Source organism: Actinomadura rugatobispora, from assembly GCF_042656285.1.
GTDB classification, from domain to species: Bacteria; Actinomycetota; Actinomycetes; order Streptosporangiales; family Streptosporangiaceae; genus Spirillospora; species Spirillospora rugatobispora.
On the sequence record NZ_JBHSON010000138.1, the window covers coordinates 1 to 23,246 of the forward strand.

Annotated in this window: 23 protein-coding genes and 2 pseudogenes; 16 read left to right on the plus strand and 9 right to left on the minus strand. The window is 75.4% G+C overall.

All coding sequences use genetic code 11. From position 1 onward, the window contains the following. On the minus strand, positions 1-439 hold a 439-nt coding region (locus tag ACFPZN_RS51670; RefSeq protein WP_378291909.1), incomplete at its 3' end, for an ATP-binding cassette domain-containing protein. Between the two features lie 286 nt (positions 440-725). Between ACFPZN_RS51670 and ACFPZN_RS51675 the strand changes: the two genes are divergently transcribed. The 5 genes from ACFPZN_RS51675 to ACFPZN_RS51695 all read left to right on the plus strand — a co-directional run bounded on the left by ACFPZN_RS51675 (position 726) and on the right by ACFPZN_RS51695 (position 10,073). After that, the gene (locus tag ACFPZN_RS51675) at positions 726-2,087 is read left to right on the plus strand and encodes a M28 family peptidase (protein ID WP_378291911.1); all 1,362 of its coding nucleotides are present in this window, start codon (positions 726-728) and stop codon (positions 2,085-2,087) included. A 304-nt stretch (positions 2,088-2,391) separates the two neighbouring features. Next, positions 2,392-6,216 carry a Pls/PosA family non-ribosomal peptide synthetase gene (locus tag ACFPZN_RS51680; RefSeq protein WP_378291913.1) on the plus strand — a complete coding sequence of 1,275 codons (3,825 nt, stop codon included), beginning with the start codon at positions 2,392-2,394 and terminating at the stop codon, positions 6,214-6,216. A gap of 23 nt (positions 6,217-6,239) precedes the next feature. Further along, positions 6,240-7,565, plus strand: a complete 1,326-nt coding sequence (locus ACFPZN_RS51685; RefSeq protein ID WP_378291915.1) for a M1 family metallopeptidase — start codon at positions 6,240-6,242, stop codon at positions 7,563-7,565. 235 nt (positions 7,566-7,800) lie between these two features. After that, on the plus strand, positions 7,801-8,994 hold the full coding sequence (locus tag ACFPZN_RS51690) for an acyl-CoA dehydrogenase family protein (RefSeq protein WP_378291918.1): 1,194 nt from the start codon (positions 7,801-7,803) through the stop codon (positions 8,992-8,994). Then, complete coding sequence (locus ACFPZN_RS51695; protein ID WP_378291920.1) at positions 8,991-10,073, plus strand: acyl-CoA dehydrogenase family protein; 1,083 nt, start codon at positions 8,991-8,993, stop codon at positions 10,071-10,073. The genes ACFPZN_RS51690 and ACFPZN_RS51695 overlap by 4 nt, the downstream gene beginning before the upstream one ends. A 4-nt stretch (positions 10,074-10,077) precedes the next feature. Here the strand turns inward: ACFPZN_RS51695 and ACFPZN_RS51700 are convergent, their stop codons facing one another. Further along, positions 10,078-10,248 carry a hypothetical protein gene (locus tag ACFPZN_RS51700; protein WP_378291922.1) on the minus strand — a complete coding sequence of 57 codons (171 nt, stop codon included), beginning with the start codon at positions 10,246-10,248 and terminating at the stop codon, positions 10,078-10,080. Positions 10,249-10,322: 74 nt separating this feature from the next. Between ACFPZN_RS51700 and ACFPZN_RS51705 the strand changes: the two genes are divergently transcribed. Further along, the gene (locus tag ACFPZN_RS51705; RefSeq protein ID WP_378291924.1) at positions 10,323-11,285 is read left to right on the plus strand and encodes a LysR family transcriptional regulator; all 963 of its coding nucleotides are present in this window, start codon (positions 10,323-10,325) and stop codon (positions 11,283-11,285) included. Here the strand turns inward: ACFPZN_RS51705 and ACFPZN_RS51710 are convergent. From ACFPZN_RS51710 to ACFPZN_RS51725, 4 genes are all read right to left on the minus strand, one after another. Further along, positions 11,282-12,142 carry a glutamate ABC transporter substrate-binding protein gene (locus ACFPZN_RS51710; protein ID WP_378291926.1) on the minus strand — a complete coding sequence of 287 codons (861 nt, stop codon included), beginning with the start codon at positions 12,140-12,142 and terminating at the stop codon, positions 11,282-11,284. The two genes, ACFPZN_RS51705 and ACFPZN_RS51710, sit on opposite strands and share 4 nt — an antisense overlap. A gap of 89 nt (positions 12,143-12,231) precedes the next feature. Further along, positions 12,232-12,714, minus strand: coding sequence for a hypothetical protein (locus ACFPZN_RS51715; protein ID WP_378291928.1), 483 nt, complete (start codon positions 12,712-12,714; stop codon positions 12,232-12,234). 45 nt (positions 12,715-12,759) lie between these two features. Next, the gene (locus ACFPZN_RS51720) at positions 12,760-13,962 is read right to left on the minus strand and encodes a DUF6745 domain-containing protein (RefSeq protein ID WP_378291930.1); all 1,203 of its coding nucleotides are present in this window, start codon (positions 13,960-13,962) and stop codon (positions 12,760-12,762) included. Between the two features lie 84 nt (positions 13,963-14,046). After that, positions 14,047-14,697, minus strand: coding sequence for an adenylate kinase family protein (locus ACFPZN_RS51725; protein ID WP_378291932.1), 651 nt, complete (start codon positions 14,695-14,697; stop codon positions 14,047-14,049). Between the two features lie 156 nt (positions 14,698-14,853). Here ACFPZN_RS51725 and ACFPZN_RS51730 point away from each other — a divergent pair, with 156 nt between their 5' ends. Continuing rightward, positions 14,854-15,327 carry an SRPBCC family protein gene (locus ACFPZN_RS51730; RefSeq protein ID WP_378291934.1) on the plus strand — a complete coding sequence of 158 codons (474 nt, stop codon included), beginning with the start codon at positions 14,854-14,856 and terminating at the stop codon, positions 15,325-15,327. Further along, entirely contained in the window at positions 15,324-15,743 is a 420-nt protein-coding gene (locus ACFPZN_RS51735; protein WP_378291936.1) for an ArsR/SmtB family transcription factor, read from the plus strand. The genes ACFPZN_RS51730 and ACFPZN_RS51735 overlap by 4 nt, the downstream gene beginning before the upstream one ends. A 44-nt stretch (positions 15,744-15,787) precedes the next feature. On the opposite strand, the gene ACFPZN_RS51740 is transcribed toward ACFPZN_RS51735, so the two are convergent. Next, positions 15,788-16,342 (minus strand): universal stress protein, encoded by a 555-nt coding sequence (locus tag ACFPZN_RS51740; RefSeq protein WP_378291938.1) that lies wholly within the window; start codon positions 16,340-16,342, stop codon positions 15,788-15,790. 203 nt (positions 16,343-16,545) lie between these two features. Here ACFPZN_RS51740 and ACFPZN_RS51745 point away from each other — a divergent pair, with 203 nt between their 5' ends. Together ACFPZN_RS51745 and ACFPZN_RS51750 are read left to right on the plus strand one after the other, a co-directional pair. Further along, the gene (locus ACFPZN_RS51745; protein ID WP_378291940.1) at positions 16,546-17,073 is read left to right on the plus strand and encodes an XdhC family protein; all 528 of its coding nucleotides are present in this window, start codon (positions 16,546-16,548) and stop codon (positions 17,071-17,073) included. A gap of 43 nt (positions 17,074-17,116) precedes the next feature. After that, positions 17,117-18,157 (plus strand): zinc-binding dehydrogenase, encoded by a 1,041-nt coding sequence (locus tag ACFPZN_RS51750; RefSeq protein ID WP_378291942.1) that lies wholly within the window; start codon positions 17,117-17,119, stop codon positions 18,155-18,157. Positions 18,158-18,215: 58 nt separating this feature from the next. On the opposite strand, the gene ACFPZN_RS51755 is transcribed toward ACFPZN_RS51750, so the two are convergent. Beyond that, complete coding sequence (locus ACFPZN_RS51755; protein WP_378291945.1) at positions 18,216-18,566, minus strand: MFS transporter; 351 nt, start codon at positions 18,564-18,566, stop codon at positions 18,216-18,218. Further along, a pseudogene (locus ACFPZN_RS51760) lies at positions 18,566-18,889 on the minus strand (MFS transporter); the annotation flags it as partial. The gene ACFPZN_RS51755 and the pseudogene ACFPZN_RS51760, both read right to left, overlap by 1 nt. A 203-nt stretch (positions 18,890-19,092) precedes the next feature. Between ACFPZN_RS51760 and ACFPZN_RS51765 the strand changes: the two are divergent. The 6 genes and pseudogenes from ACFPZN_RS51765 to ACFPZN_RS51790 form a co-directional block, all read left to right on the plus strand. Continuing rightward, complete coding sequence (locus tag ACFPZN_RS51765; RefSeq protein ID WP_378291947.1) at positions 19,093-20,079, plus strand: sigma-70 family RNA polymerase sigma factor; 987 nt, start codon at positions 19,093-19,095, stop codon at positions 20,077-20,079. A gap of 228 nt (positions 20,080-20,307) precedes the next feature. Then, positions 20,308-21,090, plus strand: coding sequence for a CoA transferase subunit A (locus ACFPZN_RS51770; RefSeq protein WP_378291949.1), 783 nt, complete (start codon positions 20,308-20,310; stop codon positions 21,088-21,090). Then, positions 21,090-21,770: a CoA transferase subunit B gene (locus tag ACFPZN_RS51775; protein ID WP_378291951.1), complete on the plus strand. Its 681-nt coding sequence runs from the start codon at positions 21,090-21,092 to the stop codon at positions 21,768-21,770. Before ACFPZN_RS51770 ends, ACFPZN_RS51775 begins: the two co-directional genes overlap by 1 nt. Next, the gene (gene pcaH / locus ACFPZN_RS51780) at positions 21,767-22,432 is read left to right on the plus strand and encodes a protocatechuate 3,4-dioxygenase subunit beta (RefSeq protein ID WP_378291954.1); all 666 of its coding nucleotides are present in this window, start codon (positions 21,767-21,769) and stop codon (positions 22,430-22,432) included. Before ACFPZN_RS51775 ends, pcaH begins: the two co-directional genes overlap by 4 nt. After that, positions 22,432-22,980 (plus strand): protocatechuate 3,4-dioxygenase subunit alpha, encoded by a 549-nt coding sequence (gene pcaG, locus ACFPZN_RS51785; protein ID WP_378291956.1) that lies wholly within the window; start codon positions 22,432-22,434, stop codon positions 22,978-22,980. The genes pcaH and pcaG overlap by 1 nt, the downstream gene beginning before the upstream one ends. Before the next feature lie 19 nt (positions 22,981-22,999). After that, a pseudogene (locus ACFPZN_RS51790) lies at positions 23,000-23,246 on the plus strand (3-carboxy-cis,cis-muconate cycloisomerase); the annotation flags it as partial.

The following is a 23,246-nucleotide window of genomic DNA, read 5'->3' on the forward strand; positions in this document are numbered from 1 at the left end:
GCGCGCCGGCGGCGCGGCCCGCCTCCCGCCGCGCTGCCCGGCGCCGCCGGTGCCGGTCGCGCACGTCCCGGCCCGCGATCGCGCACGTCATCGCATGGGTCTCGGCGGCCAGCCGGACGTTCTGGTGGACGCTCAGCGCCCCGAACGCGCGCGGCCGCTGGAAGGTGCGGGCGACGCCGAGCCGGACGCGCGCGTGCGCCGGTCGTCCGGCGAGGTCCTCCCCGTCGAGCCGGACGGTGCCGCCGTCGGGTCGGCGCAGCCCGCAGACGACGTCGAGGAGCGTGGTCTTGCCCGCGCCGGCGGGGCCGACGATCCCGGTGACGGTGCCGGGCGGGGCCGCCAGCGTGACGCCGTCCAGGAGCGGGCCGGAGGGCCGGGCGCCCGCGGCGCGCCGCCCGGCCGTGAGGCCGGTCGCGAGGAGCCCGTCGGTGCCGCCCATGCCGCGTCGACCTCCTCCGCCGGAGCGGCGATCGCTGTGATCTGGATCACCGGGGCGCTCACGATACCGATCCGCAGGTCGGCGATCAACGGCTGTTCACCGTCCGTTCTGATGATCACGGTTCGGTTGCGTTGCGGTACGGGAATCTTGCCCGGATATGAGGCTATTTCGTAGGTTCGCGGCGAACGGGGGCCCAGCACACCGCGGTGGCCGACGTCCGCCGCCGGGCTCGCGATCCGGGCCGGGCGGTCGCGGACACCCGCCCAACCTCCTCGAGGAGACGTCCATGTCCGAGGTCAAACGCCGCGACCTGCTGGCCGGAGCAGCGGCCTTCGCCGGGTTCGCGACCGTCGGCCTGCTGCCCGGCACCGCCGCCGCCGCGACCCGGCAGCGGCCCGGCGCGCTGCGTCCCCCGTCGCTGTCCACCGGCGACAAGGCCGTGGTGGCCCGGGTCGACGCCCGGCGCGCGCTGCGGCACCTGAAGGTCCTCAGCGACGAGATCGGCTGGCGCATCGCCGGCACCGAGTCCGAGCACCGCGCCGCCCGCTACATCGCCGGTGAGCTGCGCGACCTCGGCTACAAGGTCGAACTGCAGCCGTTCCCGGTCGCCGACAAGTACCTCGCCGAGATCCGCGCCAAGGGCGAGCCGCGCTGGCAGTGCAGCGCCTCCCCGCAGGCGCCCGTCAAGGGCGCCGACGGCGAGGTCGTCGACCTGGGCGCCGTCACCGAGGTCACCGCCGACCTCAAGGGCCGGCTGGCGCTGTTCGACCGCGTCACCGGAATGGAGACCGAGCAGGTCAAGGCCGCCGCCGCCCGCGGCGCCACGGCGGTGCTCATCGCCAACGTGCGCACGGCGAGCTTCCCCGAGCGCAAGGCCGCCTCCTTCACGCCCTCGCTGAAGGAGCCCGTCTCCATCCCGGTGCTGGGCCTGGCCGAGTACCACGGCGAGCGGATCCGCGCGGGCGCCCGCAAGCTGTCGTTCAAGGTCGCCCACCACGCCGGGCTGACCTCGTACAACGTGCTCGCCACGCGGAAGGCGACGCTGCCCAACCCGAGCGGCAAGGCCGTCATCATCAGCGCGCACTACGACAGCGTGCCCGGCTCGCCCGGCGCCAACGACGACGGCAGCGGCACCGTGCTGTGCCTGGAGCTGGCCCGCGTGCTCAAGAGGCTGCCGACCCAGCAGGACATCCGCATCTGCCTGTGGGGCTCGGAGGAGTACGGCCTGATCGGCGCCCGGCACTACGTCAAGCAGCTCGACGACGCCGGCGTCGCGCAGATCTCCGGCTGCTTCCAGAACGACATGGTCGCCACCAGCCACCCGCCGGCGGGCACGTACTGGCTGCTGTCGGTGGACGGCGCCCAGAACACCACCACCGCGGCCGTCGGCGCCGCCGCCGAACGGCTCGGCTACGTCGGCCAGACCAAGGGCCCGACCGCCCGCGGCTCCAGCGACCACGAGGCGTTCTACGAGCGCGGCATCGCGGCCGGCAACTTCAGCTGGCGCGGCGGTGAGGCGCCCAGCCAGCTCGAGCCGATCTACCACACGCCCGAGGACACCATCGCCAAGAACGTCAGCCTGCAGCGGCTGCAGGTGTCCCTGGAGCTGATCGGCTGCGCCGCCTACGAGGTGGCGCGGCACAGGTAGCCCCCGAACAGTCCCGGAACAGCGTTCCGGCGGCGGCCCGGAACGGAGCCGCCCGGCGACCGTCGCGGTCGCCGGGCGGCTCCCGCGTTCTCCCGCATCAAGTAGAGTGTCGCGCTTGTGGCGCGCAGCGCGCGCCTTCGAGCGGCACGCGGGCACCGGCCCCGAGGGTTTCCCGTGGTGAGGGGACCGGGGCGGACGGTGCGGCGACGGCAGGGGGCCGCCCGATCGCCCGGACCCGGGGGAGAGCTTGCGCCAGGGCTTGCGTGACGAGGTGTGTCCGAATCCGGCCGCTACGGAGCGGGCGGTGTTCCGATCGGGCGGACCGCCACCGCCGCGGACCCTGCTGGACGTCCTGGACGCCACCGCGCTACGCCACCCCTGCGCGCCCGCCCTCGACGACGGCACCGTGTGCCTGGACTACACCGCCCTGCGCGCGGAGGCCGAAAGCCTGGCCAAGGAGCTGGAGCAGGCCGGGATCGGACGCGGCGACCGGGTCGGGGTCCGCGTGCCCTCGGGCACCGTGGACCTGTACGTGGCGATCCTGGGCGTGCTCACCGCGGGCGCCGCGTACGTGCCCGTGGACGCCGACGACCCCGAGGAGCGCGCCGCGCTGGTGTTCGGCGAGGCGGGGGTGTGCGCGGTCATCGGGGAGGGCCGCGAGATCGAGCTGCGGGGCGAGCCCGGCGGCGCCGCCGGATGGCCCGGCCCCGACGACGACGCGTGGATCATCTTCACCTCGGGCTCGACGGGACGTCCCAAGGGCGTGGCGGTGACGCACCGCAGCGCGGCGGCGTTCGCGGACGCCGAGGCGCGGCTGTTCCCCGCGCGCCCCTCCGACCGGGTGCTGGCGGGGCTGTCGGTGGCGTTCGACGCCTCGTGCGAGGAGATGTGGCTGGCCTGGCGCGGCGGCGCCTGCCTGGTCCCCGCGCCGCGGTCGCTGGTGCGCACCGGCATGGACCTGGGCCCGTGGCTGGCCGCGCGCGGCATCACGGTGGTCTCCACCGTCCCGACGCTGGCGGCGCTGTGGCCCGTGGAGACCCTGTCCGGGGTCCGGCTGCTGATCTTCGGCGGGGAGGCGTGCCCGCCCGAGCTGGCCGCCCGCCTCGCCGTCCCCGGCCGGGCCGTGTGGAACACCTACGGGCCCACCGAGGCCACCGTCGTCGCCTGCGCCGCGCCGCTGGGCGGGGACGGGCCCGTCCGCATCGGCCTGCCGCTGGACGGCTGGGACCTGGCCGTCGTCGACGCCGCCGGGGAGCCCGTCGCCCCCGGGGAGACCGGCGAACTGGTCATCGGCGGCGTCGGCCTGGCCCGCTACCTCGACCCGGCCAAGGACGCCGAGAAGTACGCGCCGCTGCCCGCGCTCGGCTGGGGCCGCGCGTACCGCAGCGGCGACCTGGTCCGCGCCGACCCCGCGGGCCTGGTCTTCGTCGGCCGGGCCGACGAGCAGGTCAAGCTCGGCGGGCGCCGGATCGAGCTGGGCGAGGTCGACGCGGCCCTGCAGGCGCTGCCCGGGGTGACCGGTGCGGCCGCCGCGGTGAAGTCCACCCCGGCGGGGCACCGGCTGCTCGTCGGGTACGTCGTCGCCGGCGAGGGATTCGACCGGGACGCGGCGCGCGAGCGCCTCGGCCGGACGCTGCCCGCCGCGCTGGTCCCCAGGCTCGCCGTCGTGGACACGCTGCCGACCCGGATCTCCGGCAAGGTCGACCGCGACGCGCTCCCCTGGCCGCTGCCCGCCGGCGACCACGAGGGCGACGGGACGCCGGCCCAGCCGCTGACCGAGGCGGAGGAGTGGCTGGCCGGGCGCTGGGCCGAGATCCTCGGCGAGGAACCGGACGGCCCCGGCGCCGACTTCTTCGCTCTCGGCGGCAGCAGCCTCGGGGCCGCCCGGCTGGTCTCGGCGCTGCGCCCGCGCTTCCCGTCCGTCGCGGTCGGCGACGTCTACGAGCATCCGACGCTGCGCGACCTCGCCGCGCACCTGGGCGCGCCCGCGAACGACCAGGCCGCCGAGGACGAGGGCACGGGCCGCGAGGTCGCGCCGCTGCCGCGCCGGGCCGCCCTCGCGCAGACCGTCCTCATGGCGCCGCTGCTCACGCTGGGCGCGATGCGCTGGGTCGTGGGCGTCGCCGCGTTCAACAACGTCGCCGGCCTGCCGTGGGCGCCCACCGTCTCCTGGTGGTGGGTGCTGGCGGGCGCGCTGCTGTTCGTCACCCCCGCCGGGCGGATGAGCCTGTCGGCCGTCGCCGCGCGCCTGCTGCTGCGCGGCGTGCGCCCCGGGTCCTATCCGCGCGGCGGCGCCGTGCACCTGCGGCTGTGGACGGCCGAGCAGATCGCGCTGCGGCTCGGTGCCGCCGAGCTGTCGGGCGCGCCGTGGTTCGCGCTGTACGCCCGCGCGCTGGGCGCCCGCGTCGACAGGGACGTGGACCTGCACTCCCCGCCACCGGTCACCGGCATGCTCCGGCTCGGCCGCGCCGCCGCCGTCGAACCCGAGGTGGACCTGTCCGGGCACTGGCTGGACGGCGACGTGCTGCGCATCGGCGGCATCCGGGTCGGCGCCGGGGCCACCGTCGGCGCCCGCGCCGTCCTGTTCCCCGGCGCCCGCGTCGGCAAGAACGCGCAGGTCGCCCCGGGCGCCGCCGTCACCGGCCGGGTGCCCGCCGGGCAGCGCTGGGCCGGGGCGCCCGCGGTGCGCTGCGGCCGGACCCGCGTCCACCCCGCGGGACGGCCGCCGCGCAGGCGCCGCTGGTCCGTGGCCTACGCGGCCTCGGCCCTGCTGCTCAGCGCCCTCCCGCTGGTCGCCGCCCTGCCCGGCCTCGCCGTCCTGGCCTTCTTCCTGGACGGCACCGCCACCCTGCCGCAGGCCCTCGGCGCCGCGCTGCTCGCCGTGCCCCCGGCCACCCTCGCCGCGATGCTGTCGTTCGCCGCGGTGACGTGGGCGTGCGTGCGGCTGCTGTCGGCCGGCCTGGTGGAGGGCGACCACCCCGTGCACGGCCGGCAGGCCTGGCAGGCGTGGGCCACCAGCCGCCTGATGTCGATGGCCCGCGTGTGGCTGTTCCCGCTGTACGCGAGCATCCTCACGCCCGCCTGGCTGCGCGCGCTGGGCATGCGGATCGGCCGGGACGTGGAGGCGTCCACCGTCCTGGCCCTGCCCGCCATGACCTCGGTCGCCGACGGGGCCTTCCTCGCCGACGACACGATGGTCGCCCCCTACGAGCTCGGCGGCGGCCGGATGCGGATCGCCCGCGCCCGCATCGGCAAGCGCGCCTTCCTCGGCAACTCCGGCATGGCCGGGCCGGGACGCAAGGTGCCCAAGGGCGGCCTGATCGGGGTGCTGTCGGCCGCGCCGAAGAAGGCCAAGGCCGGGGCGTCCTACCTGGGCATGCCCCCGGTCCGCCTGCACCGGGCCGCCGAGGCCGGCGACCAATCTCGCACGTACCGGCCGCCGCGCAGGCTGAAGGCCGCTCGCGCCGCCGTCGAGGCATGCCGGGCCGTTCCCGCCATGGCCACGGTCGCGGTCGGCGTCCTGGCCGTCGCCGCCGTGGAGTGGCTGGCCGCCGCCCGCGGCTTCGCCGCGGCGGCGCTGCTGGGCGGCGCCGTCCTGGCGGGCGCGGGCGTGGTCGCCGCCGCGGTCACGACCGCGGCCAAGTGGGCGCTGGTCGGCCGGATCCGCGCCGGAGAGCGGCCGCTGTGGAGCGCGTTCATCTGGCGCAACGAGCTGGCCGACAACTTCGTCGAGGTCCTCGCCGCGCCCTGGTTCGCCGACGCGTGGCTGGGCACCGCGCCGTTCAACCTGTGGCTGCGCTCGCTGGGCGCCCGCGTCGGGCGCGGGGTGTGGTGCGCGACGTACTGGCTGCCCGAGGCCGACCTGGTGCGGCTCGGCGACGGAGCGACCGTCAACGCGGGCTGCGTGCTGCAGACCCACCTCTTCCACGACCGGATCATGAGCGTCGACACGGTCGTGCTGGAGCGCGGCGCGACGCTAGGGTCTAACGGGGTCGTCCTGCCCGCCGCCGCGATCGGGGCGGACGCCACCGTCGGCCCCGCCTCGCTGGTGATGCGCGGCGAGCAGCTGCCCGCCCGCACCGCCTGGCTCGGCAACCCGGTCGCCGCCTGGACGAGAAAGAGGACCTGACCCCGCGTGACCAAGGCACCCGCATGACCGGAGCCCGCGCCCGGAGCACCGGCGCGAGCGGCGCCCGGCCCCCCTACTTCCCCGAACGCGGCAGCGCCGAGTACCGCGTCGCCTCCTACGACCTGGAACTGGACTACCGCGTCGGGCCCAACCGGCTGACCGGCGTGGCGCGGCTGGAGGTCATCCCGCGCGTCCCGCTCGACCGCCTCGCGCTGGACCTGGGACCGTTCCGGATCGGGAAGGCGCTGGTGGACGGGCGGGCCGCCCGCTTCAGGCAGCGCCGCGACAAGCTGCACCTCACCCTGCCGCGGCGCCTGCCGGAAGGGGAGCCCTGCACCGTCGAGGTCCGCTACTCGGGCAACCCGCGCCCGCTGTCCAGCCCGTGGGGCGGGCTCGGCTGGGAGCAGCTCACCGACGGGTCGCTGGTCGCCGCGCAGCCGACCGGGGCGCCGTCGTGGTTCCCGTGCAACGACCGCGTCCAGGACAAGGCGCGGCACCGGATCTCGGTGACGACCGCGTCCGCGTACCACGTCGTCGCCAACGGGCGGCTGGCCGGCCGGCGCTCGTCGGGGGCCACCACCACCTGGGTGTACGAGCAGCCCGAGCCGATGGCGCCCTACCTGGCCAGCGTCCAGATCGGCCGGTACCGCAGCGTGGAGGTGACGGGCGCGCCGGTGCCGCAGCGGCTGGTGTACCCGGCCGAGGCCGAGGGCCGCGTCCGGCACGACTTCGGCCGCCAGGGCGAGATGATCGAGCGGTTCGCGGAGCTGTTCGGGCCGTACCCGTTCGGCGCCTACACCGTCGTGGTCGCCGACGACGAGCTGGAGATCCCGGTCGAGGCGCAGGGCATGTCGGTCTTCGGCACCAACCACGCCGACGGCGCGCGCGGCGAGGAGCGGCTGGTCGCGCACGAGCTGGCGCACCAGTGGTTCGGCAACAGTCTGACGCTGGCGGACTGGCGCGACATCTGGCTGCACGAGGGGTTCGCCACCTACGCCGAGTGGCTGTGGTCGGAGTTCTCCGGGGGTGAGCCCGCCGACGAGCACGCGGTGCGCTGGCACGGCCGGGTCTCCCGGCGGCCCCAGGACCTGGTGCTGTCCGATCCCGGCGCGGAACGCATCTTCGACGACCGGGTCTACAAGCGCGGGGCGCTCGCGCTGCACGCGCTGCGGCGCACGATGGGCGACGCCCGCTTCTTCGCGATGCTGCGCGCCTGGACGGACCAGAACCGGCACGGCTCGGTCACCACCGGACGCTTCGTCCTGTTCGCCCAGGCGCACGCCCACGTGCCCGTGCGGGAGCTGCTGGACGCGTGGCTCAACCGGGCCCCGCTGCCCCGGCTGCCCTGACCGCGCCCGTCCCGCCGCGCCCGTCCCGCCGCGCCCGGATGCGTGGCGCCGCGTGACGGTGTGCGCGGTCGAGGGCGGCGGGCCCTCAGATTGTGACCGTTCCAAACCCGGGGCCCGGCACGTTGACGGCCACCCTTCCGAATTTCTAGGGTGAGGCCATACCGACCGGTTGGTATGTCCCGGCGGCGGCGCCACCCCGCCGCCGTCCCGCCCCGTCCAGCGGAGGTTTCGCCCTGTGAGCACAGCACCGCCCGGCGCCGACGAGCTGGACCGGCGGGTCCGGGAGTTCCTGGCCGGTCACGATCCGGCCGCCCTGGAGCCCCTGGAGTTCCTGCGCGCCAGGTTCGACGCCGGGCTCGCGTGGGTGCACTACCCCGAGGGCCTCGGCGGCCTCGGCGCGCCGCGGGAACTGCAGCCGGGCGTGGACGCCGCGTTCGCCGCGGCGGGCGCGCCGCGCAACAACCCCGAGCGCAACGGCATCGGCCTGGGCATGGCCGCGCCCACCATCCTCGCCGCGGGCACCCGGGAGCAGCGCGAGCGGTTCCTGCGCCCGCTGTGGACGGGCGAGGAGATCTGGTGCCAGCTGTTCAGCGAGCCCGGCGCCGGCTCCGACCTCGCCGCGCTCGGCACCCGCGCCGTCCGCGACGGCGACGCCTGGATCGTCAACGGCCAGAAGGTCTGGACGTCGATGGCGCACGAGGCGCGCTGGGCGCTGCTGGTCACCCGGACCGACCCCGACGTGCCCAAGCACCGCGGCATGACCTACTTCGTCTGCGACATGCGCGCGCCCGGCGTCGAGGTGCGGCCGCTGCGGCAGATCACCGGGGAGGCCGAGTTCAACGAGGTCTTCCTCACCGACGTGCGGATCCCCGACGAGCACCGGCTCGGCGCGGTCGGCGACGGCTGGAAGGTCTCCACCACCACCCTGATGAACGAGCGGGTCGCCATCGGCGGCGCCGCCGCCCCGCGCGAGGGCGGCATGATCGGCGTGGTCGCGGGGCTGTGGCGGGACCGTCCCGAGCTGCGCACCCCCGGCCTGCACGACGCGCTGCTGCGGCTGTGGGTGGAGGCCGAGGCCGCCCGGCTCACCGGCGCCCGGCTGCGGCAGGCGCTGGCCGCCGGCGACCCCGGCCCGGAGGGCTCGGCCGCCAAGCTCGCCTTCGCCCGCCTCAACCAGGAGATCTCCGGGCTGGAGCTGGAGATCCTCGGCGATGAGGGGCTGCGCTACGACGACTGGACCATGCGCCGCCCCAACGAGGTCGACTTCACCCGCCGCTCGCCCGGCTACCGCTACCTGCGCGCCAAGGGCAACTCCATCGAGGGCGGCACCTCGGAGATCCTGCGCAACATCATCGCCGAGCGGGTGCTGGGCCTGCCCGGCGAGATCCGGGTGGACAAGGACGTGGCGTGGAAGGACCTGCCCAAGTGAACGACCTCCTCTACAGCGAGATCGAGAACGACCTGCGCGCCGGCGTCCGGGAGCTCCTCGACGACAAGGCCGGGTGGGCCGACGTGCTCGCCGGGACGGAGAAGGACGACCCCTACGACGCCGCGCTCTGGCAGGCGCTGGCCCGGATGGGCGTCACCGGGCTGCCCGTCGCCGAGGACCTCGGCGGCGCGGGCGCGACCTGGCGCGAGACCGCCGTGGTCATGGAGGAGCTGGGCCGGGCCGTCGCGCCGGTGCCGTTCCTCGGCGCCGCGGTGTTCGCCATCGCCGCGCTCGGCGCGGCGGGCGACCGCGAACTGCTGCCGGGCGTGGCCGCGGGCGAGCGGATCGCGGTCCTGGCCGTGCCGCTCGGCACCGCGCCGGACGCGCCCCTGGGCGGGACGGTACGGGCCGCCGGCGGCCGGCTCACCGGCGAGATAGCGCGCGTGGCCGGAGGGGAGGCAGCCGAGGTCCTGCTGGTCCCCGCCTCCGACGGCCTGTACGCGGTGGACGCCGGCGACGCCGTGCGCACCCCGGTCACGTCCCTGGACATGACCCGGCGGCTGTGCGACGTGGCCCTCGCCGACGCCCCGGCGCGCCTGGTCGCGGGCGGCGCCGACGGGGAGGCCGCGGTACGGGCCGCGCTGACGACCGGAGCCGCGATGCTGGCCTCCGAGCAGCTCGGCCTGGCCGAACGCTGCCTGGACACCACGGTGGAGTACCTGAAGACCCGCTACCAGTTCGGCCGCCCGGTCGGTTCGTACCAGGGGCTCAAGCACCGCCTCGCCGACCTGTGGACCTCGATCACCCAGGCCCGCGCCGTCGCCCGCAACGCCGCCGTGTGCGCCGCGACCGGCGACGCCGGCACCCCGGTCGCGGTGGCGGTCGCGCAGGCGCACTGCTCGGCCGTCGCCGTGAAGGCCGCCGAGGAGTGCGTCCAGATGCACGGCGGCATCGGGTTCACCTGGGAGCACCCCGCGCACCTCTACCTCAAGCGGGCCAAGAGCGCCGCGCTGGCGCTGGGCACGCCCGACCGCCACCGCGCGGCCCTGGCCGCCCTGGTGGACCTGCCGCCCGCCTGACCGTTCAGCCGCACTCGGGGCAGCGGCCCCCGGCCGTGAGCCGCCGCTCCTGCCCGCAGGGGGACGGGTCGTAGGGGATCAGCGTCATGCGGAGCCGGCCGCAGGCGCAGCGGCTCCAGACGACGATGCCGTCACTGGTCGCGTGCCGGGAGACGATCTTCTCGGTGGAACTCATGGACAGCAGTCTGCGCCCCGCCGAGCGTTGCGGTCCATTTCACATTTCCGCGGTGATATGTGAAAAGATATTGCATGATCGATTTGCGCCGCCTCCAGGTGCTGCGCGCCGTCCACCGGCACGGGACGGTCACCGCCGCCGCGGGGGTCCTGCACCTGACCCCCTCGGCGGTCTCCCACCACCTGCGCGAGCTCTCCCGGGAACTGCGCGTCCCGCTGGTGGAGCCGCGCGGGCGCGGCATCCGGCTGACCTCGGCCGCGCACCTGGTCGTCGAGCACGCCGACGCCCTCCTGGCCCGCTGGGAGGAGGCCGAGACGGCACTGGAGTCCTACCGCGCGGGAGAGGCGGGGCTGCTGCGCATGTGCGGCTTCGCCACCGCCGTCGTCGGGCTGCTGGCCCCGGCCGCCGCCCTGCTGCGCGAGCGGCACCCCGGCCTGACCGTCCAGGTGAGCGAGTGCGGCACCGCCGGCGGCTTCGACCTGCTGCTGGCCACCGACGCCGACATCGCCCTGATCGACCCCAACGAGGACGCCCCGCCGCCCGGCGACGGCCGCTTCGACCAGCACCTGCTGGTGGAGGAGCCGCACGACCTGCTCGTCCCGGCCGGGCACCCGCTGGCCGGGCGGCCCGCCGTCCGGCTCGCCGAGGCCGCCGCCGAGCCGTGGATCATCCCCGCCCGCGGCACCTGCCACCACCACGAGCGCATCCTGACCTACTGCGCCGCGGCCGGCTACAACCCGCGGGTGGCGCACTACGCGACCGAGTGGCCGACGATCTCCGCGCTGGTCGGGCACGGCCTCGGCGTCTCCCTGATGCCCAGGCTGGCCGAGGTGTCGTCCGGGCGGCCCGTGGTGCGCGTCCCCCTGGACGGCGACCCGCTGCCGGTGCGGCGGGTGCAGGTCTGCGTCCGGCGCGGCGGCCGCGACCACCCCCTCGTCCGGCACGGGCTGCGGGCGCTGCGCGAGGTCGTCGACGCCTCCCCGGCCCTGCCGCCCGCCGCGCCCGCGGACACCGAGGCTGCTCTGAGGCGGCCTTAGGAACAGCCCTCGAACTCGGGGACGGACTCGGTGAGCTTCAGCCCGGTCGAGCCGAACCACACGCGCAGCAGGCGCGCCGCCTCGCCCGACTGGTACATCTGGGTGATCGCCGTGTTGACCGCCTCGCACCCGTCGAGGTCGCCCTTGCGCAGCCCGACGCCGTACCGCTCCTCGGTGAACGGCGCGTTCACGATCCGCAGCGAGGCCCGCGCCCGCGCGGCGAACCCGGCCAGCACCAGGTCCCCGGTCGACACCGCGTCGAGGTCCCCGCTCAGGAGCCTGTCCACGCACGCGGCGTAGGACGGCGCCGGGACGAGCCGGGGGCGCACCCCCAGCCCCTCGACCACGCGCTCGGTGGACACCGAGCCGGCGGCCTGGCACATCCGCCGCCCGGTCAGGTCCCGGATCGTGCGGATCGCGGTGTCGCTCCGGCGCACCATGATGTCCTGGTGGGCCACGTAGTACGGGCCGCCGAAGGTCACCTGCCGGGACCGGTCGGCGGTGATCGAGTACGAGGCCAGCACCAGGTCGACCTGGCCCTCCTCCAGCATCCGCTCCCGGTTCTCCGAGGTGACCGCCCGGAAGCCGACGCGGGCGGCGCCCACGCGCCGCGCGATGTACCGGCCGACCTCGACCTCGAAGCCGCTGAACGTCCCGTCGGGGCCCCTCAGGCCCAGTCCGGGCTGGTCGGCCTTGACCCCGACCACCAGGGCGTCCCGCCCGGCGATCGAGTCCGAGCCGGTCGCCGTGCCGCAGCCGGGGAGGACCAGCACCAGGACGAGGAGCGGTACGAGGAGCGGGCAGGCGGCGGCGATCCGGGCGGCCGGCCGGTGGGGACGGGGGAGGGCGCATCTCACGGCGCCAGAGGTAACAGCCCGAGACGGCCGTGAGATGAACGCCCGTGGTCCCCCAGGGGGCCTGCGCGCCCCTACTCGGCGGACGCGGATCAGTCGGCCACGTAGCGGTTGCCGGCGGGGAGCCGGCCGGTGCCCTGCCGCGGCGGGGCACCGGCCTCGCGCTGGCGGCGGACCACGTAGGTCCCCGGCGCGACCCCGCTGCCGCCGTGCTCGGGATGCAGCAGGTAGACGACCTCGGTGGCGCGGAACGCGCCCAGCGCCAGCGCCTCCCGGTCGTACAGGTCGGTCGTCCACGTGCAGGCGCCAGGGTCGGCGACCAGGGTGTGCGCGTTGCCGCCGGCCGCGCCGCGCAGCAGTTCCACGCCGGCGGCGGGCACGCGGCGCCAGCGCTTCGGGTCGGGGAGCCGCACCGCGTCCTCGACCATGGCGAACGGGATGACGATCAGGTCGCCCTGCGCCTGGAGGCCGTCGACGACCGGGACGGCCGCCTCCCGCTCCAGATGGTCGAGGACGTCGAGGCCGGTGCGGCGGGTGAGGTCGGAGAGCGTGGTGCCGGTCATGTTCATGCTCATGAAGATCACCTTGTGCGGTATCGGAAGGAGGGGGAGGGCGCCGGGTCAGGTGCGCCGGACGAGCCGCGCGTACTGGTCGCCGGTCAGCCCGTAGGACCAGCCCGCGGCGGCGACGGGATCGTCGAGGGCGGCCGGGACGCTCAGCCCGTACCGGCGGCGGTGCCCGTCGCGTTCCACCGAGCCGTTGACGGCCAGCAGCACCCGCGCCGGCCCGCCCCAGGCCGCGAGCGGCATCTCGTACAGGTGCAGCGCGCAGCCGGGATTGCCCGGATCGGGGGAGGAGGCGACCAGGGCGAGCCCGGCCTGCTCGATGTAGGTGTCCCAGCCCAGGTGCTCGATGGCGCAGCGCCGCACCTCGACGTTGAGCTCCAGGTCGATGCGCCGGACGTTGGGATCTTCGACGACCCAAGCGGGTACGCGGGTGCCGTGCCAGGCGTACAGGGACCAGCCGTCGGCGTACCGCAGCGCCGGCCCTGAGGCGTTGTGGAGCCGTACCTCGCCGGTGGTGGAGCCGGGCACCGGCTCGGTGTGGACGGCCGTGGTGCGCTCCGCCATGACGCACACGCCGTCGTCCGGCCACCACCAGCCGCAGGAGCGGGCCAGGGCGGCCCACAGATCGAGCTGGTGGTCGTCGGCCGGGCCGTAGGACGCCATGCCGAGACGCCTGGGCACGTCGTGGTGCGCGATCCAGTACGCGTCGTGCTGCCCGTACCAGGGCAGGCCGGTGGCGTTACCGGCGGTCTCTCTCAGGGCCGTCCGGACATGGCCGGTCAGGCCGTCCCGGACAGAGCCGGTGAGGGAGTCCCGGACGGTGAGGTCGAGCAGGGGCTGGAGGTCGGCCCCTTCGCGCAGGGCCTCCTCGGGATCCTCGCCGGCGCTCGTGAGGCCCGTGGGGCGCTGCCGCCAGAGGTGACCGCGCGGGGTGTTGAGCAGCGCGTCCAGGCGGCCGCGCAGGGCCGACATCAGGGAGGCGAGGCGGGAGACGGTCGGCCAGTCGGCCTCCCGCGCGGGGAGCTCGTCCGATCTCAGGCGCGGGGGTTCTCCCGGGGGGAATCCGGAGAGGGCGGCGGCGGGCGACTCGACCCAGCAGAAGCGGGGCGCGTCCTTGCCGATCAGCCGGTACAGCTCGGTGACGGCGGCCTCGGCCGCCACCCGGTCGGAGGGGAGGGTGGACAGTGCGTGGTCGAGCCATTCGTCCCGGATCGGAAGCGCCCGCCGGAACCGCTCGACGGCTGTGGCCCGGCTCACCGAGCGACTTCGCCGTGGTCCTTTCGTACGATCATGCGGCGATGGTGGCAGGCGCCGTCCGCGGTCCGCAACCCCTTTTCCGCGTCAGGAGGCCCTGGGGAGGGGGAGGCCCAGCTTCAGCCGCAGGTTCCTCTGGACCTCGTCGATGCCCGCGCGGGCGTCGACCGTCACCACGTACTCCTTGCGCCGGAACAGCTCCAGGACCGGGTCGGTCTTCTCGTGGTAGATGCGGAGCCGTTCGGCCAGGGCCTCCTCGGTGTCGTCCTCGCGGCTGAACAGCTCGCCGCCGCACACGTCGCAGCGGCCCTCGACCTCGGGCCGGTCGGCGATGAGGTTGTAGTCCATCCCGCAGCCGGCGCACAGCCGCCGCGCCAGCACCCGGCGGCGCACCTCCACGTCGGGCAGGTCGAGGTGGATGACCCCGTCCAGGTCGTAGCTCTCCAGGAAGAACTCGGCCTGCCTGCGGTTGCGCGGGAAGCCCTCGACGACGAACCCGAAGTTCCAGTCGTGCAGCTCCAGGCGGTCCCGGACGACCTTCTCCACCAGGTCGTCCCCGACCAGCTCACCCGCCGCCATGATCCGGCGGACCTGGGCGCCCAGCTTGGTGTGGTGCTGGACGTGCCAGCGGAAGATGTCGCCCACGCTGATGTGGACCAGGTCCAGGTCGCGGGCGAGCAGCAGCGACTGCGTGCCCTTGCCGCTTCCCTGCACGCCGACGATGACGTACTTGCGCATGACCGAAACCTTCGCACGCCCGGCGGCCGGCCGGGGAACCGGGCATGCTCGTGCAACCCGAGGGTTGCGCTTCCGTTCGCGAGGTGCAACCCTGGAGTTGCACAAGGATGGCCGGCGGGGCGAACCCCACCGGGAACTTCGAGAGGGGAGCACGTCATGGGCCAGGACAGGATCGAGCGGGAGATCGCCATCGCGGCGCCGGTGGAGCGGGTCTGGGCGGTGATCACCGAGCCCGGGCAGGTCGGCGCCTGGTTCGCCGTCGCCGGCAAGCCCGCCGAGATCGACCGGCTGGAGCCCGGCGGGCGGATGGTGGTCGACCACGGCGAGCAGGGGGTCTTCCCGATGAAGATCGTGACGGTGGAGCCGCCGCGCGTCTTCTCCTACCGCTGGGCGAGCCTGCTGCCCGGCAAGGAGGCGACCGACGACAACTCCACGCTGGTCGAGTTCACCCTGAGGCCCGACGGCGACGGGACCCTGCTGCGCATCGTGGAGAGCGGCTTCGACGCCCTGCCCATCTCCGAGGAGGAGCGCGCACGCTCGTTCCAGGACCACAGCGGGGGCTGGACCGACATGGCCGAGCGGGTGCGCGACCACACCGAGGGGAAGAAGATCGAGACACTGACGGCATGACCGTCGACCGCGACACCGCCGGCGAGGTGCTGACCGCGCTGGCCGATCCGACCCGCCGGGCGATCCTGGAGGTCCTGGCCGCGCGCGGCGAGGCGAGCGCCACCACGCTCGCGGCCGGCCTCCCGGTCTCCCGGCAGGCGGTGGTCAAGCACCTGGCCGTCCTGGACGCGGCGGGCCTGGTGACGGCGCACCGGCGGGGCCGCGAGGTCCGGTACACGGTCCGTCCCGAACGGCTGACCGCCATGGCCCGCTGGATGGCCGGGGTGGCCGCCGAGTGGGACGCCCGCCTCGCGGCGATCAAACGGATCGCCGAGGCGCCCGCCGGCGACGGGAACGCCGCCACCGCGGGGCCCGGTCCCGGTACGGGGTCCGGCCCGGGCCATGACTCCGATCAAGGGGTGGGCCAGGGCGCGTAGCCTCGCGAGCCCTGACGGCGGCCCGGCCGTCCCGGGCGCGCGCGTCAGATGTGACGGGGGCGGCGCACGAGGCGGCGCAGCCTGGAGCGGTCGGAGGCGTGGGCGGGCGGCTCCTCCCGCGCCGCCAGCGACTCCAGGAGCGTGTCGAGCGCGGGCGGGCGCACGCACACGAACGTCGCCTTGGCGCGCCGCGCGCAGTGCAGCCGCACCGAGGGCCTCATCAGCCGCGACAGCGGGCCCCGCGACCCGCGTCCCACCACCAGGATGTCGTCCTCGCGGGACAGCCGCACCAGCGTGGCCCCCGGCTCCCCGACCAGTGCCAGGGCGGTCATCTCCAGGCCGTGCGGCGCGCCGCCCGCGACCTCGTCCAGCAGCCGGGCGATCAGCTCGGCCCCCGCGCAGCGCAGCGCCTCGGTCACGCCGCAGCCGAGCTGGCCCGCCGCGGACACGTGCGGCGGGAGCGGCGCGGCGTGCACGACCATGAGCGGCAGCCCGCGCAGTCGCGCCTCGCCGATGGCCCAGGAGAGTGCGCACCGCGCCCCGGGGGAGTCGTCGACTCCCACCACCACGCGCGGGCCGCCCTCCGGTCTCGCGTTCACTGTCCCTCCCGAGCCGGACGCACGGATGTGTGCACTCCAGGGTGCAGGTATACCCGCTCTGGCGGAAGAGTTTCACCGCTGTTCGGGCCAGGTTGGGGCCGTCTTCTCACGGGAAGCCGTCCGCGCGGGGAGACAGGCGGGACAAAAGGGGCGGCAGAGGGGGCAGGGTGGACCCCGTCCCCGCGGCGCGGGAGACTGCCGTCATGAGCGCAACCGACCCGTCGTGCGACGTCGCGCACGGCGCCGTCCAGCCCGATCACTCCGACCGCGCCCTCGTCGCGGTGTTCGCCTCGCCGGTCGCGGCGTTCCTGCTGCGGTACGGCGCCGACCTCGGCTTCCGCGGAGTCCTCCTGGAACCCGACAAGGAGCGCGCGGACGGCCCGGACGCCCCGGCGGGCCCGGCGATCGACGTGGTGGCCGAACCGCCCGCCTGGCTGGACGGCACGGCGGACGTGGTGGTCACCGACCACCACCGCCCCGAACTGGGCCCGGTGCTGCGCGACGTGCTGGCCCGCCGGGTCCGCTGGGTGGGCGTCATGGGCAACCCGCGCCACCCGGCCCCGCACGTGCCCGCGCTGGAGGAGCTGGGCGTCCCGGCCGGGGACATCGCGCGGGTGCACCGCCCCATCGGGCTCAACATCGGCTCCCGCACCCCCGCCGAGATCGCCCTCGCCACCCTCGCCGGGCTGCTGGCCGACCGCAACGGGCGCCCGGGCGGCTTCGCCTTCTGACCCGCGGCTGCGCCGGCGTCGTCGTGCCGGAAGGAGCGTGATCATGCGGGCCGTGGTGTACGAGGCGTTCGGCGGGCCGATGGAGGTCCGGGAGGTGCCCGATCCGCCCGTGCCGCCGGGCGGCGCGGTCGTCCGGGTCCTGGCGACGGGCGTGTGCCGCAGCGACTGGCACGGCTGGCAGGGCCACGACCCCGACATCCGGGCGTTCCCGCACGTGCCCGGGCACGAGCTCGCCGGGGTCGTCGAGGCCGTGGGCGGCGGGGTCGCGCGGTGGCGGCCGGGCGACCGGGTGACCGTCCCCTTCGTGTGCGCGTGCGGGCGGTGCGCGTCCTGCGCCGCGGGCGACCAGCAGGTCTGCGAGAACCAGACCCAGCCCGGTTTCAGCCACTGGGGGTCGTTCGCCGAACTGGTGGCGCTCGGCGCCGCCGACGTCAACCTGGTCGGCCTCCCGGAGGAGATGCCGTACACGACCGCCGCGGCGCTGGGCTGCCGGTTCGCCACCGCCTACCGCGCCGTCCTGGCCCGGGGCCGGACCGCGCCGGGGGAGTGGGTCGCCGTCCACGGATGCGGCGGCGTCGGGCTGTCGGCCGTGATGATCGCGGCCGCCGCCGGGGCCAGGGTGGTCGCCGTCGACGTGTCCGCGGACGCGCTCGCCCTGGCCCGCGAGCTGGGCGCCGCCGAGGCCGTCGACGGGTCCGCCGGGGACCCGGCCGCCGCCGTACGGGAGATCACCGGCGGCGGCGCGCACGTCTCCCTGGACGCCCTCGGCAGCCCGGCCACCGCCCGCGCCTCGGTCGAGGGCCTGCGCCGCCGCGGACGGCACGTGCAGGTCGGCCTGCTGCCGCCCGCCGCCGGACCCGCCCCGCTGCCGATGGACCAGGTGATCGCGCTGGAGCTGGAGATCCTCGGCAGCCACGGGATGGCCGCCCACGCCTACGCCCCCATGCTGGAACTGGTGAGCGCCGGGACGCTGCGCCCGGACGCGCTGGTGGCGCGGGTCATCGGGCTGGAGGACGCGCCGGCGGCGCGGGCGGCCCTGCGGACCGCCGGCGCCGCCGGGATGACGATGATCGCTCCGGGCTGAGCGTCAGTCCGCGCGGCCAGCACCGCCAGCGCCACGAACAGCAGCGTGCTGAGCCCCATCAGGGTGGCGAGCCCCGAGCCGAACGCCTCGCGCGCCGCCTCGGCCGCTCCGCCGCTCCGCCGGGCAGCCCGTCCGGCAGCGCGCCCGTCAGCCCGCCGCGGTAGAGCGCGGTGGCCACGCCCAGCGCGATGCCCAGCTCGGCGCCGGTCTCCGAGAGCGCCGACGCCGCCCCGGCCCGCTCCGGCGGGACCGAGCCCACGATCAGGTCGGTGCCCGGCGCCGCCGCGAGCCCGCTCCCGACGTTGATGGTCACGATGCCGGTCACCAGCGGCGTCAGCGCGCCCCCGCCGTCGATCGTGGTGAGGATCGCGTAGCCGGTCGCCGCGGTGCCCAGCCCCGCCGCGATCACAGCACCGCGCGCGTGGCGATCAGCATCTCCGCGCTGGTGGAGCAGGCCGCCGGCACCGAGACCACGCCGAACGCGGCGGCGCCGTACATCAGGAGCCGGCGGCGGCCGATCCGGTCGCCCAGCGTGCCCATCGTCACAGGGAAACCGGCGATCATGAAGCCGTGCACGTCCATGATCCACAGCTGCTCCGCGGCGTCCGCGCCCAGATCCGCGCTCAGCAGCGGGAGCGCCAGGTACAGCACGCTCATGTCCAGTGAGATCAGCAGCGTGGGCAGCGCCAGCACGGCCAGCCCGGCCGTGCTCGCGTCCGTGTCCGTCTTCACGGGGGGTTCTCCGTTCGATCAGCGTTCTCACGTGAGTCGCCGATACCGACCGTGCGCCCGTCCGCAACTCCTCGGCCCTCCGGAGGCTTCCGTTCCTTCGCAGGTCAGTGCCTATGATGTGGTTGCGCGGACGTTCTGTCGGTGGCATCGCCTACGGTCTCTCCGACGGCCCCGGCCCGCCGCCCGAGCGAAGGTGACGACCCATGACCAACAGCACCATCGAGCAGGATCAGGACTTCCAGCGCCTCGCCGACCCCTACCGTCGCGAGCTGCTGGCGCACTGCTACCGCATGCTCGGCTCCATCCACGACGCCGAGGACCTGGTGCAGGAGACCTACCTGCGCGCCTGGCGCTCCTACGGCAACTTCGAGGGACGGTCGTCGCTGCGCACCTGGCTCTACCGGATCGCGACCAACTGCTGCCTGACCGCGATCGACCAGCGCGGCAACCGGCCGATGCCCTCCGGTCTGGGCGCGCCCAGCGACGACCCCGAGCGCCCCGTCGTGGCCTCGCCCGAGGTGCCCTGGCTGGAGCCCGTGCCCGACAGCGTGCTCGGCGCCGACGCGGTCGACCCGGCGACCATCGTGGCCTCCCGCGAGACCACCCGGCTGGCCTTCGTGGCCGCGCTCCAGCACCTGCCGCCCAACCAGCGCGTCGTGCTGATCCTGCGGGACGTCCTGAAGTGGAAGGCGGCCGAGGCCGCCGAGCGGGTGGCGGTCTCCACGGCCTCGGCCAACAGCGCGCTGCAGCGCGCCCGCGCCCAGCTCCAGCAGGTCGCCCCCAGAGAGGACGAGCTGGTCGAGCCGACCGACCCCGGCCAGCGCGAGCTGCTCGACCGCTACGCCTCGCTGTTCGAGAACGCCGACATCAAGGGCCTGGTCGAGCTGTTCAAGGAGGACGCGGTCTGGGAGATGCCGCCGTTCCCCCAGTGGTTCGTCGGCCGCGACGTGATCGCCCGCCTCATCCTCGCCCAGTGCGATCCCGAGCCCGGCGAGCTGCGGCTGGTCCCGACCGCGGCCAACGGCCAGCCCGCCTTCGCCATGTACAGGCGCGACGAGGACGGCGTGCACCGGCCGTACCAGATCCAGGTCCTCAGCATCACCGGCGAGGGCATCACCCAGGCGTCGGTCTTCTTCGACACCACCCTGTTCGCCACGTTCGGCCTTCCCGAGGTCCTCCCCGCTTCCTGACCGCCCTCCCCATCGCCTGACCCGTCCGCCCTGCTCAGGGGCTGTGCTCCGGTGCGGTGCGGCCCCCCGTCGGGTGGTGCGCGGCCGTGGAAGTTTCCGCTGGGCGGAAAGTCGGGGACTTCAGCACCGGTGACGGATGCGAGTGTGGGGGAGATCCCGCGGCCCGGCGGCACCGCCGAGGCGCGGGGCTGACGCACGCGGACTGGGAGGGCGCACCGGGGTATGGGCATGGACAAGGTCGTGGCCTCCGCGGCGGAGGCGGTCGCCGACATCGGCGAGGGAGCGTCGCTGGCCGTCGGCGGATTCGGGCTCTGCGGCGTTCCCGCGGTGCTCATCAACGCGCTGTACGACCGCGGATCGGGCGGGCTGACCGTCGTCTCCAACAACTGCGGCCTGGACGGCCGCGGGCTGGGGCGGCTGCTGGGCGCCGGGCGGATCGCGCGCGCGAGGGGCTCCTACATCGGGGACAACAAGGAGTTCGCCCGCCAGTACATGGCGGGTGAGATCGAGGTCGAGCTGATGCCGCAGGGCACGCTGGCCGAGCGGATGCGGGCCGGCGGCGCCGGGATCCCCGCCTTCTACACCCCGGCCGGCGTCGGCACCCTGGTCGCGGAGGGCGGGCTGCCCTGGCGGTACGCGCCGGGCGGCGGCGTCGCGGTGGCCTCGCCCGCCAAGGAGGTGCGGGAGTTCGGCGGCCGCGAGTACGTCCTGGAGGAGAGCATCACCACCGACTTCGCGCTGGTGCGCGCGGCCAGGGGCGACCGGCACGGCAACCTGGTGTTCGACAAGGCCGCCCGCAACTTCAACCCGCTGTGCGCCATGGCCGGCCGGATCACCCTGGCCGAGGTCGAGGAGCTGGTGGAGCCCGGCGAGCTCGACCCGGACGCGGTGCACCTGCCCGGGGTCTTCGTGCAGCGGGTGGTGCGGCTGACACCGGAGCAGGCCGCCGACAAGCCGATCGAGCGGCGCACGGTGTCCGCGCCCCGCGACGCCGGAACGGGGGAGGGCTGATGGCCTGGTCCAGGGACGAGATCGCGGCGCGGGCGGCGGCGGAGCTGCCCGACGGCGCCTACGTCAACCTCGGGATCGGCCTGCCGACCCTGATCCCGGGCCATGTCCCCGCGGGGCGCGAGGTCGTCCTGCACGCCGAGAACGGCGTGCTCGGCGTGGGACCGTACCCGGCGGAGGACGAGGTCGACCCCGATCTGATCAACGCGGGCAAGGAGACGGTGACCGTCCTGCCCGGGGCCGCCTACTTCGACTCCTCGCTGTCGTTCGGGATGATCCGCGGCGGCCACATCGACATCGCCGTGCTGGGCGCCATGCAGGTCTCGGCCCGCGGCGACCTGGCCAACTGGTCGGTGCCCGGCAAGATGATCAAGGGCATGGGCGGGGCGATGGACCTGGTGCACGGCGCCGGCCGGGTGATCGTGGTGATGAACCACACCAGCCGGGACGGCGCGCCCAAGATCGTCGACGAGTGCGATCTCCCGCTGACCGGGGCCGGCTGCGTCGACCTGATCATCACCGAGCTGGGCGTGCTCGAGGTGACCCCGGACGGCCTGGTGCTGGTGGAGACCGCGCCCGGCGTCGGCGTCGAGGAGATCCGCGCCCGCACCGAACCCGACGTGAGGACCGCGCCCGGTCTCGGGGCCGGGCCGAAGAGCGAGGAAGAAGGGGCCCGGGCATGACACACCCTCCGTACCTGTACCCCGGCTACAAGAGCACCCTGCTGCGGGCGCCCTCCCGGGAGCCGGTGATGCCCAAGCTGGGGCCGGACGGCATCGAGCTGACCTCGCCCGTCTTCGGGCACGAGGAACTGCACCCCATGGACGCCGACCTCACCAGGCGGCACGCGGGCGAGCCGCTCGGCGAGCGCATCATCGTGGCCGGCCGGGTGCTGGACCGCGCGGGCCGTCCCGTCCGCGGCGCGCTGGTGGAGGTCTGGCAGGCCAACGCGGCGGGCCGGTACGCGCACGCCGTCGACCGGCATCCGGCGCCGCTGGACCCCAACTTCACCGGTGCCGGCCGCTGCCTGACCGACGACGAGGGCCGCTACCGGTTCGTCTCGATCAGGCCGGGCGCCTACCCGTGGCGCAACCACCCCAACGCCTGGCGCCCCGCGCACATCCACTTCTCGGTGTTCGGCACGGCCTTCACCCAGCGGCTGGTCACGCAGATGTACTTCCCGGGCGACCCGCTGTTCGCCCACGACCCGATCATGCAGTCCGTCCCGGACCAGAAGGACCGCGACCTCCTGGTCTGCCGGTTCGACCTGGACACCACCGAGCCGGAGTGGGCGCTGGGCTACCAGTGGGACATCGTCCTGGGCGACACCCCGATGGAGGCGTGATGACCGAGCTTTCCCCGACGCCCTCCCAGACCGTGGGCCCCTTCTTCGGCTACGCGCTGCCCTACGAGGGAGGCCCCGAGGTGGCCCCCGCCGGGCGGGAGGGCGCGATCACGGTGCGCGGCCGGATCCTGGACGGCGCCGGCGACCCGGTGCCCGACGCGCTGGTCGAGATCTGGCAGGCCGACGGCTCGGGCGAGGTCCCGCGCCGCACGGGCGGGCTCAGGCGGGCCGGGCACGGCTTCTCCGGCTTCGGCCGCTGCGGCACCGACGCGGCGGGCGGCTACTGGTTCAGCACGCTCCGGCCCGGCGCGGCCGGCGGCGACGCCCCCTGCATCTCGGTGCTGGTCTTCGCCCGCGGCCTGCTCAAGCCGGTGTTCACCCGCCTGTACTTCCCCGAGGACGCCGCCGCGCACGCCACCGACCCGCTGCTGTCCCAGGTCCCGGAGGACCGCCGCGCTACCCTGATCGCGGAGCGTGAGGCGGACGGGTCGTACCGTTTCGACGTCCGCCTCCAGGGCGAGCGGGAGACGGTCTTCCTTGGGATCTGAGGCCGCGCCGGACGGCGCAGTGCCCGATGACGCAGCGCCCGGTGACGGGGCGCCCGGCGAGGGCGTGTCGCCCGACGCGGGCCTGCTGTCGCCGGTCCGCGCCGGGACCGAGGCCGAGGCGGCCACCGGCCACCGCGCCGAGCTGGCGGCGCTGCTGGACGACGAGGCGGCGCTCGCCGGGGCGCTGGCCCGGCTGGGCGTCGCGCCCGCCGAGGCGGCCGCGGCCATCACCGCGGCGGCGGTCGCCGACCGGTTCGACCTGGCCG

What these genes read in the sequence shown, in the direction of transcription:
- ACFPZN_RS51705 (WP_378291924.1), top strand. Translation starts at nt 10,323, where the DNA reads ATGATCGATTTGCGCCGCCTCCAGGTGCTGCGCGCCGTCCACCGGCAC.
- ACFPZN_RS51715 (WP_378291928.1), bottom strand. Translation starts at nt 12,714, where the DNA reads ATGAGCATGAACATGACCGGCACCACGCTCTCCGACCTCACCCGCCGC.
- ACFPZN_RS51725 (WP_378291932.1), bottom strand. Translation starts at nt 14,697, where the DNA reads ATGCGCAAGTACGTCATCGTCGGCGTGCAGGGAAGCGGCAAGGGCACG.
- ACFPZN_RS51730 (WP_378291934.1), top strand. Translation starts at nt 14,854, where the DNA reads ATGGGCCAGGACAGGATCGAGCGGGAGATCGCCATCGCGGCGCCGGTG.
- ACFPZN_RS51685 (WP_378291915.1), top strand. Translation starts at nt 6,240, where the DNA reads ATGACCGGAGCCCGCGCCCGGAGCACCGGCGCGAGCGGCGCCCGGCCC.
- ACFPZN_RS51675 (WP_378291911.1), top strand. Translation starts at nt 726, where the DNA reads ATGTCCGAGGTCAAACGCCGCGACCTGCTGGCCGGAGCAGCGGCCTTC.
- ACFPZN_RS51735 (WP_378291936.1), top strand. Translation starts at nt 15,324, where the DNA reads ATGACCGTCGACCGCGACACCGCCGGCGAGGTGCTGACCGCGCTGGCC.
- ACFPZN_RS51700 (WP_378291922.1), bottom strand. Translation starts at nt 10,248, where the DNA reads ATGAGTTCCACCGAGAAGATCGTCTCCCGGCACGCGACCAGTGACGGC.
- ACFPZN_RS51745 (WP_378291940.1), top strand. Translation starts at nt 16,546, where the DNA reads ATGAGCGCAACCGACCCGTCGTGCGACGTCGCGCACGGCGCCGTCCAG.
- pcaH (WP_378291954.1), top strand. Translation starts at nt 21,767, where the DNA reads ATGACACACCCTCCGTACCTGTACCCCGGCTACAAGAGCACCCTGCTG.
- ACFPZN_RS51765 (WP_378291947.1), top strand. Translation starts at nt 19,093, where the DNA reads ATGACCAACAGCACCATCGAGCAGGATCAGGACTTCCAGCGCCTCGCC.
- pcaG (WP_378291956.1), top strand. Translation starts at nt 22,432, where the DNA reads ATGACCGAGCTTTCCCCGACGCCCTCCCAGACCGTGGGCCCCTTCTTC.
- ACFPZN_RS51775 (WP_378291951.1), top strand. Translation starts at nt 21,090, where the DNA reads ATGGCCTGGTCCAGGGACGAGATCGCGGCGCGGGCGGCGGCGGAGCTG.
- ACFPZN_RS51750 (WP_378291942.1), top strand. Translation starts at nt 17,117, where the DNA reads ATGCGGGCCGTGGTGTACGAGGCGTTCGGCGGGCCGATGGAGGTCCGG.
- ACFPZN_RS51770 (WP_378291949.1), top strand. Translation starts at nt 20,308, where the DNA reads ATGGACAAGGTCGTGGCCTCCGCGGCGGAGGCGGTCGCCGACATCGGC.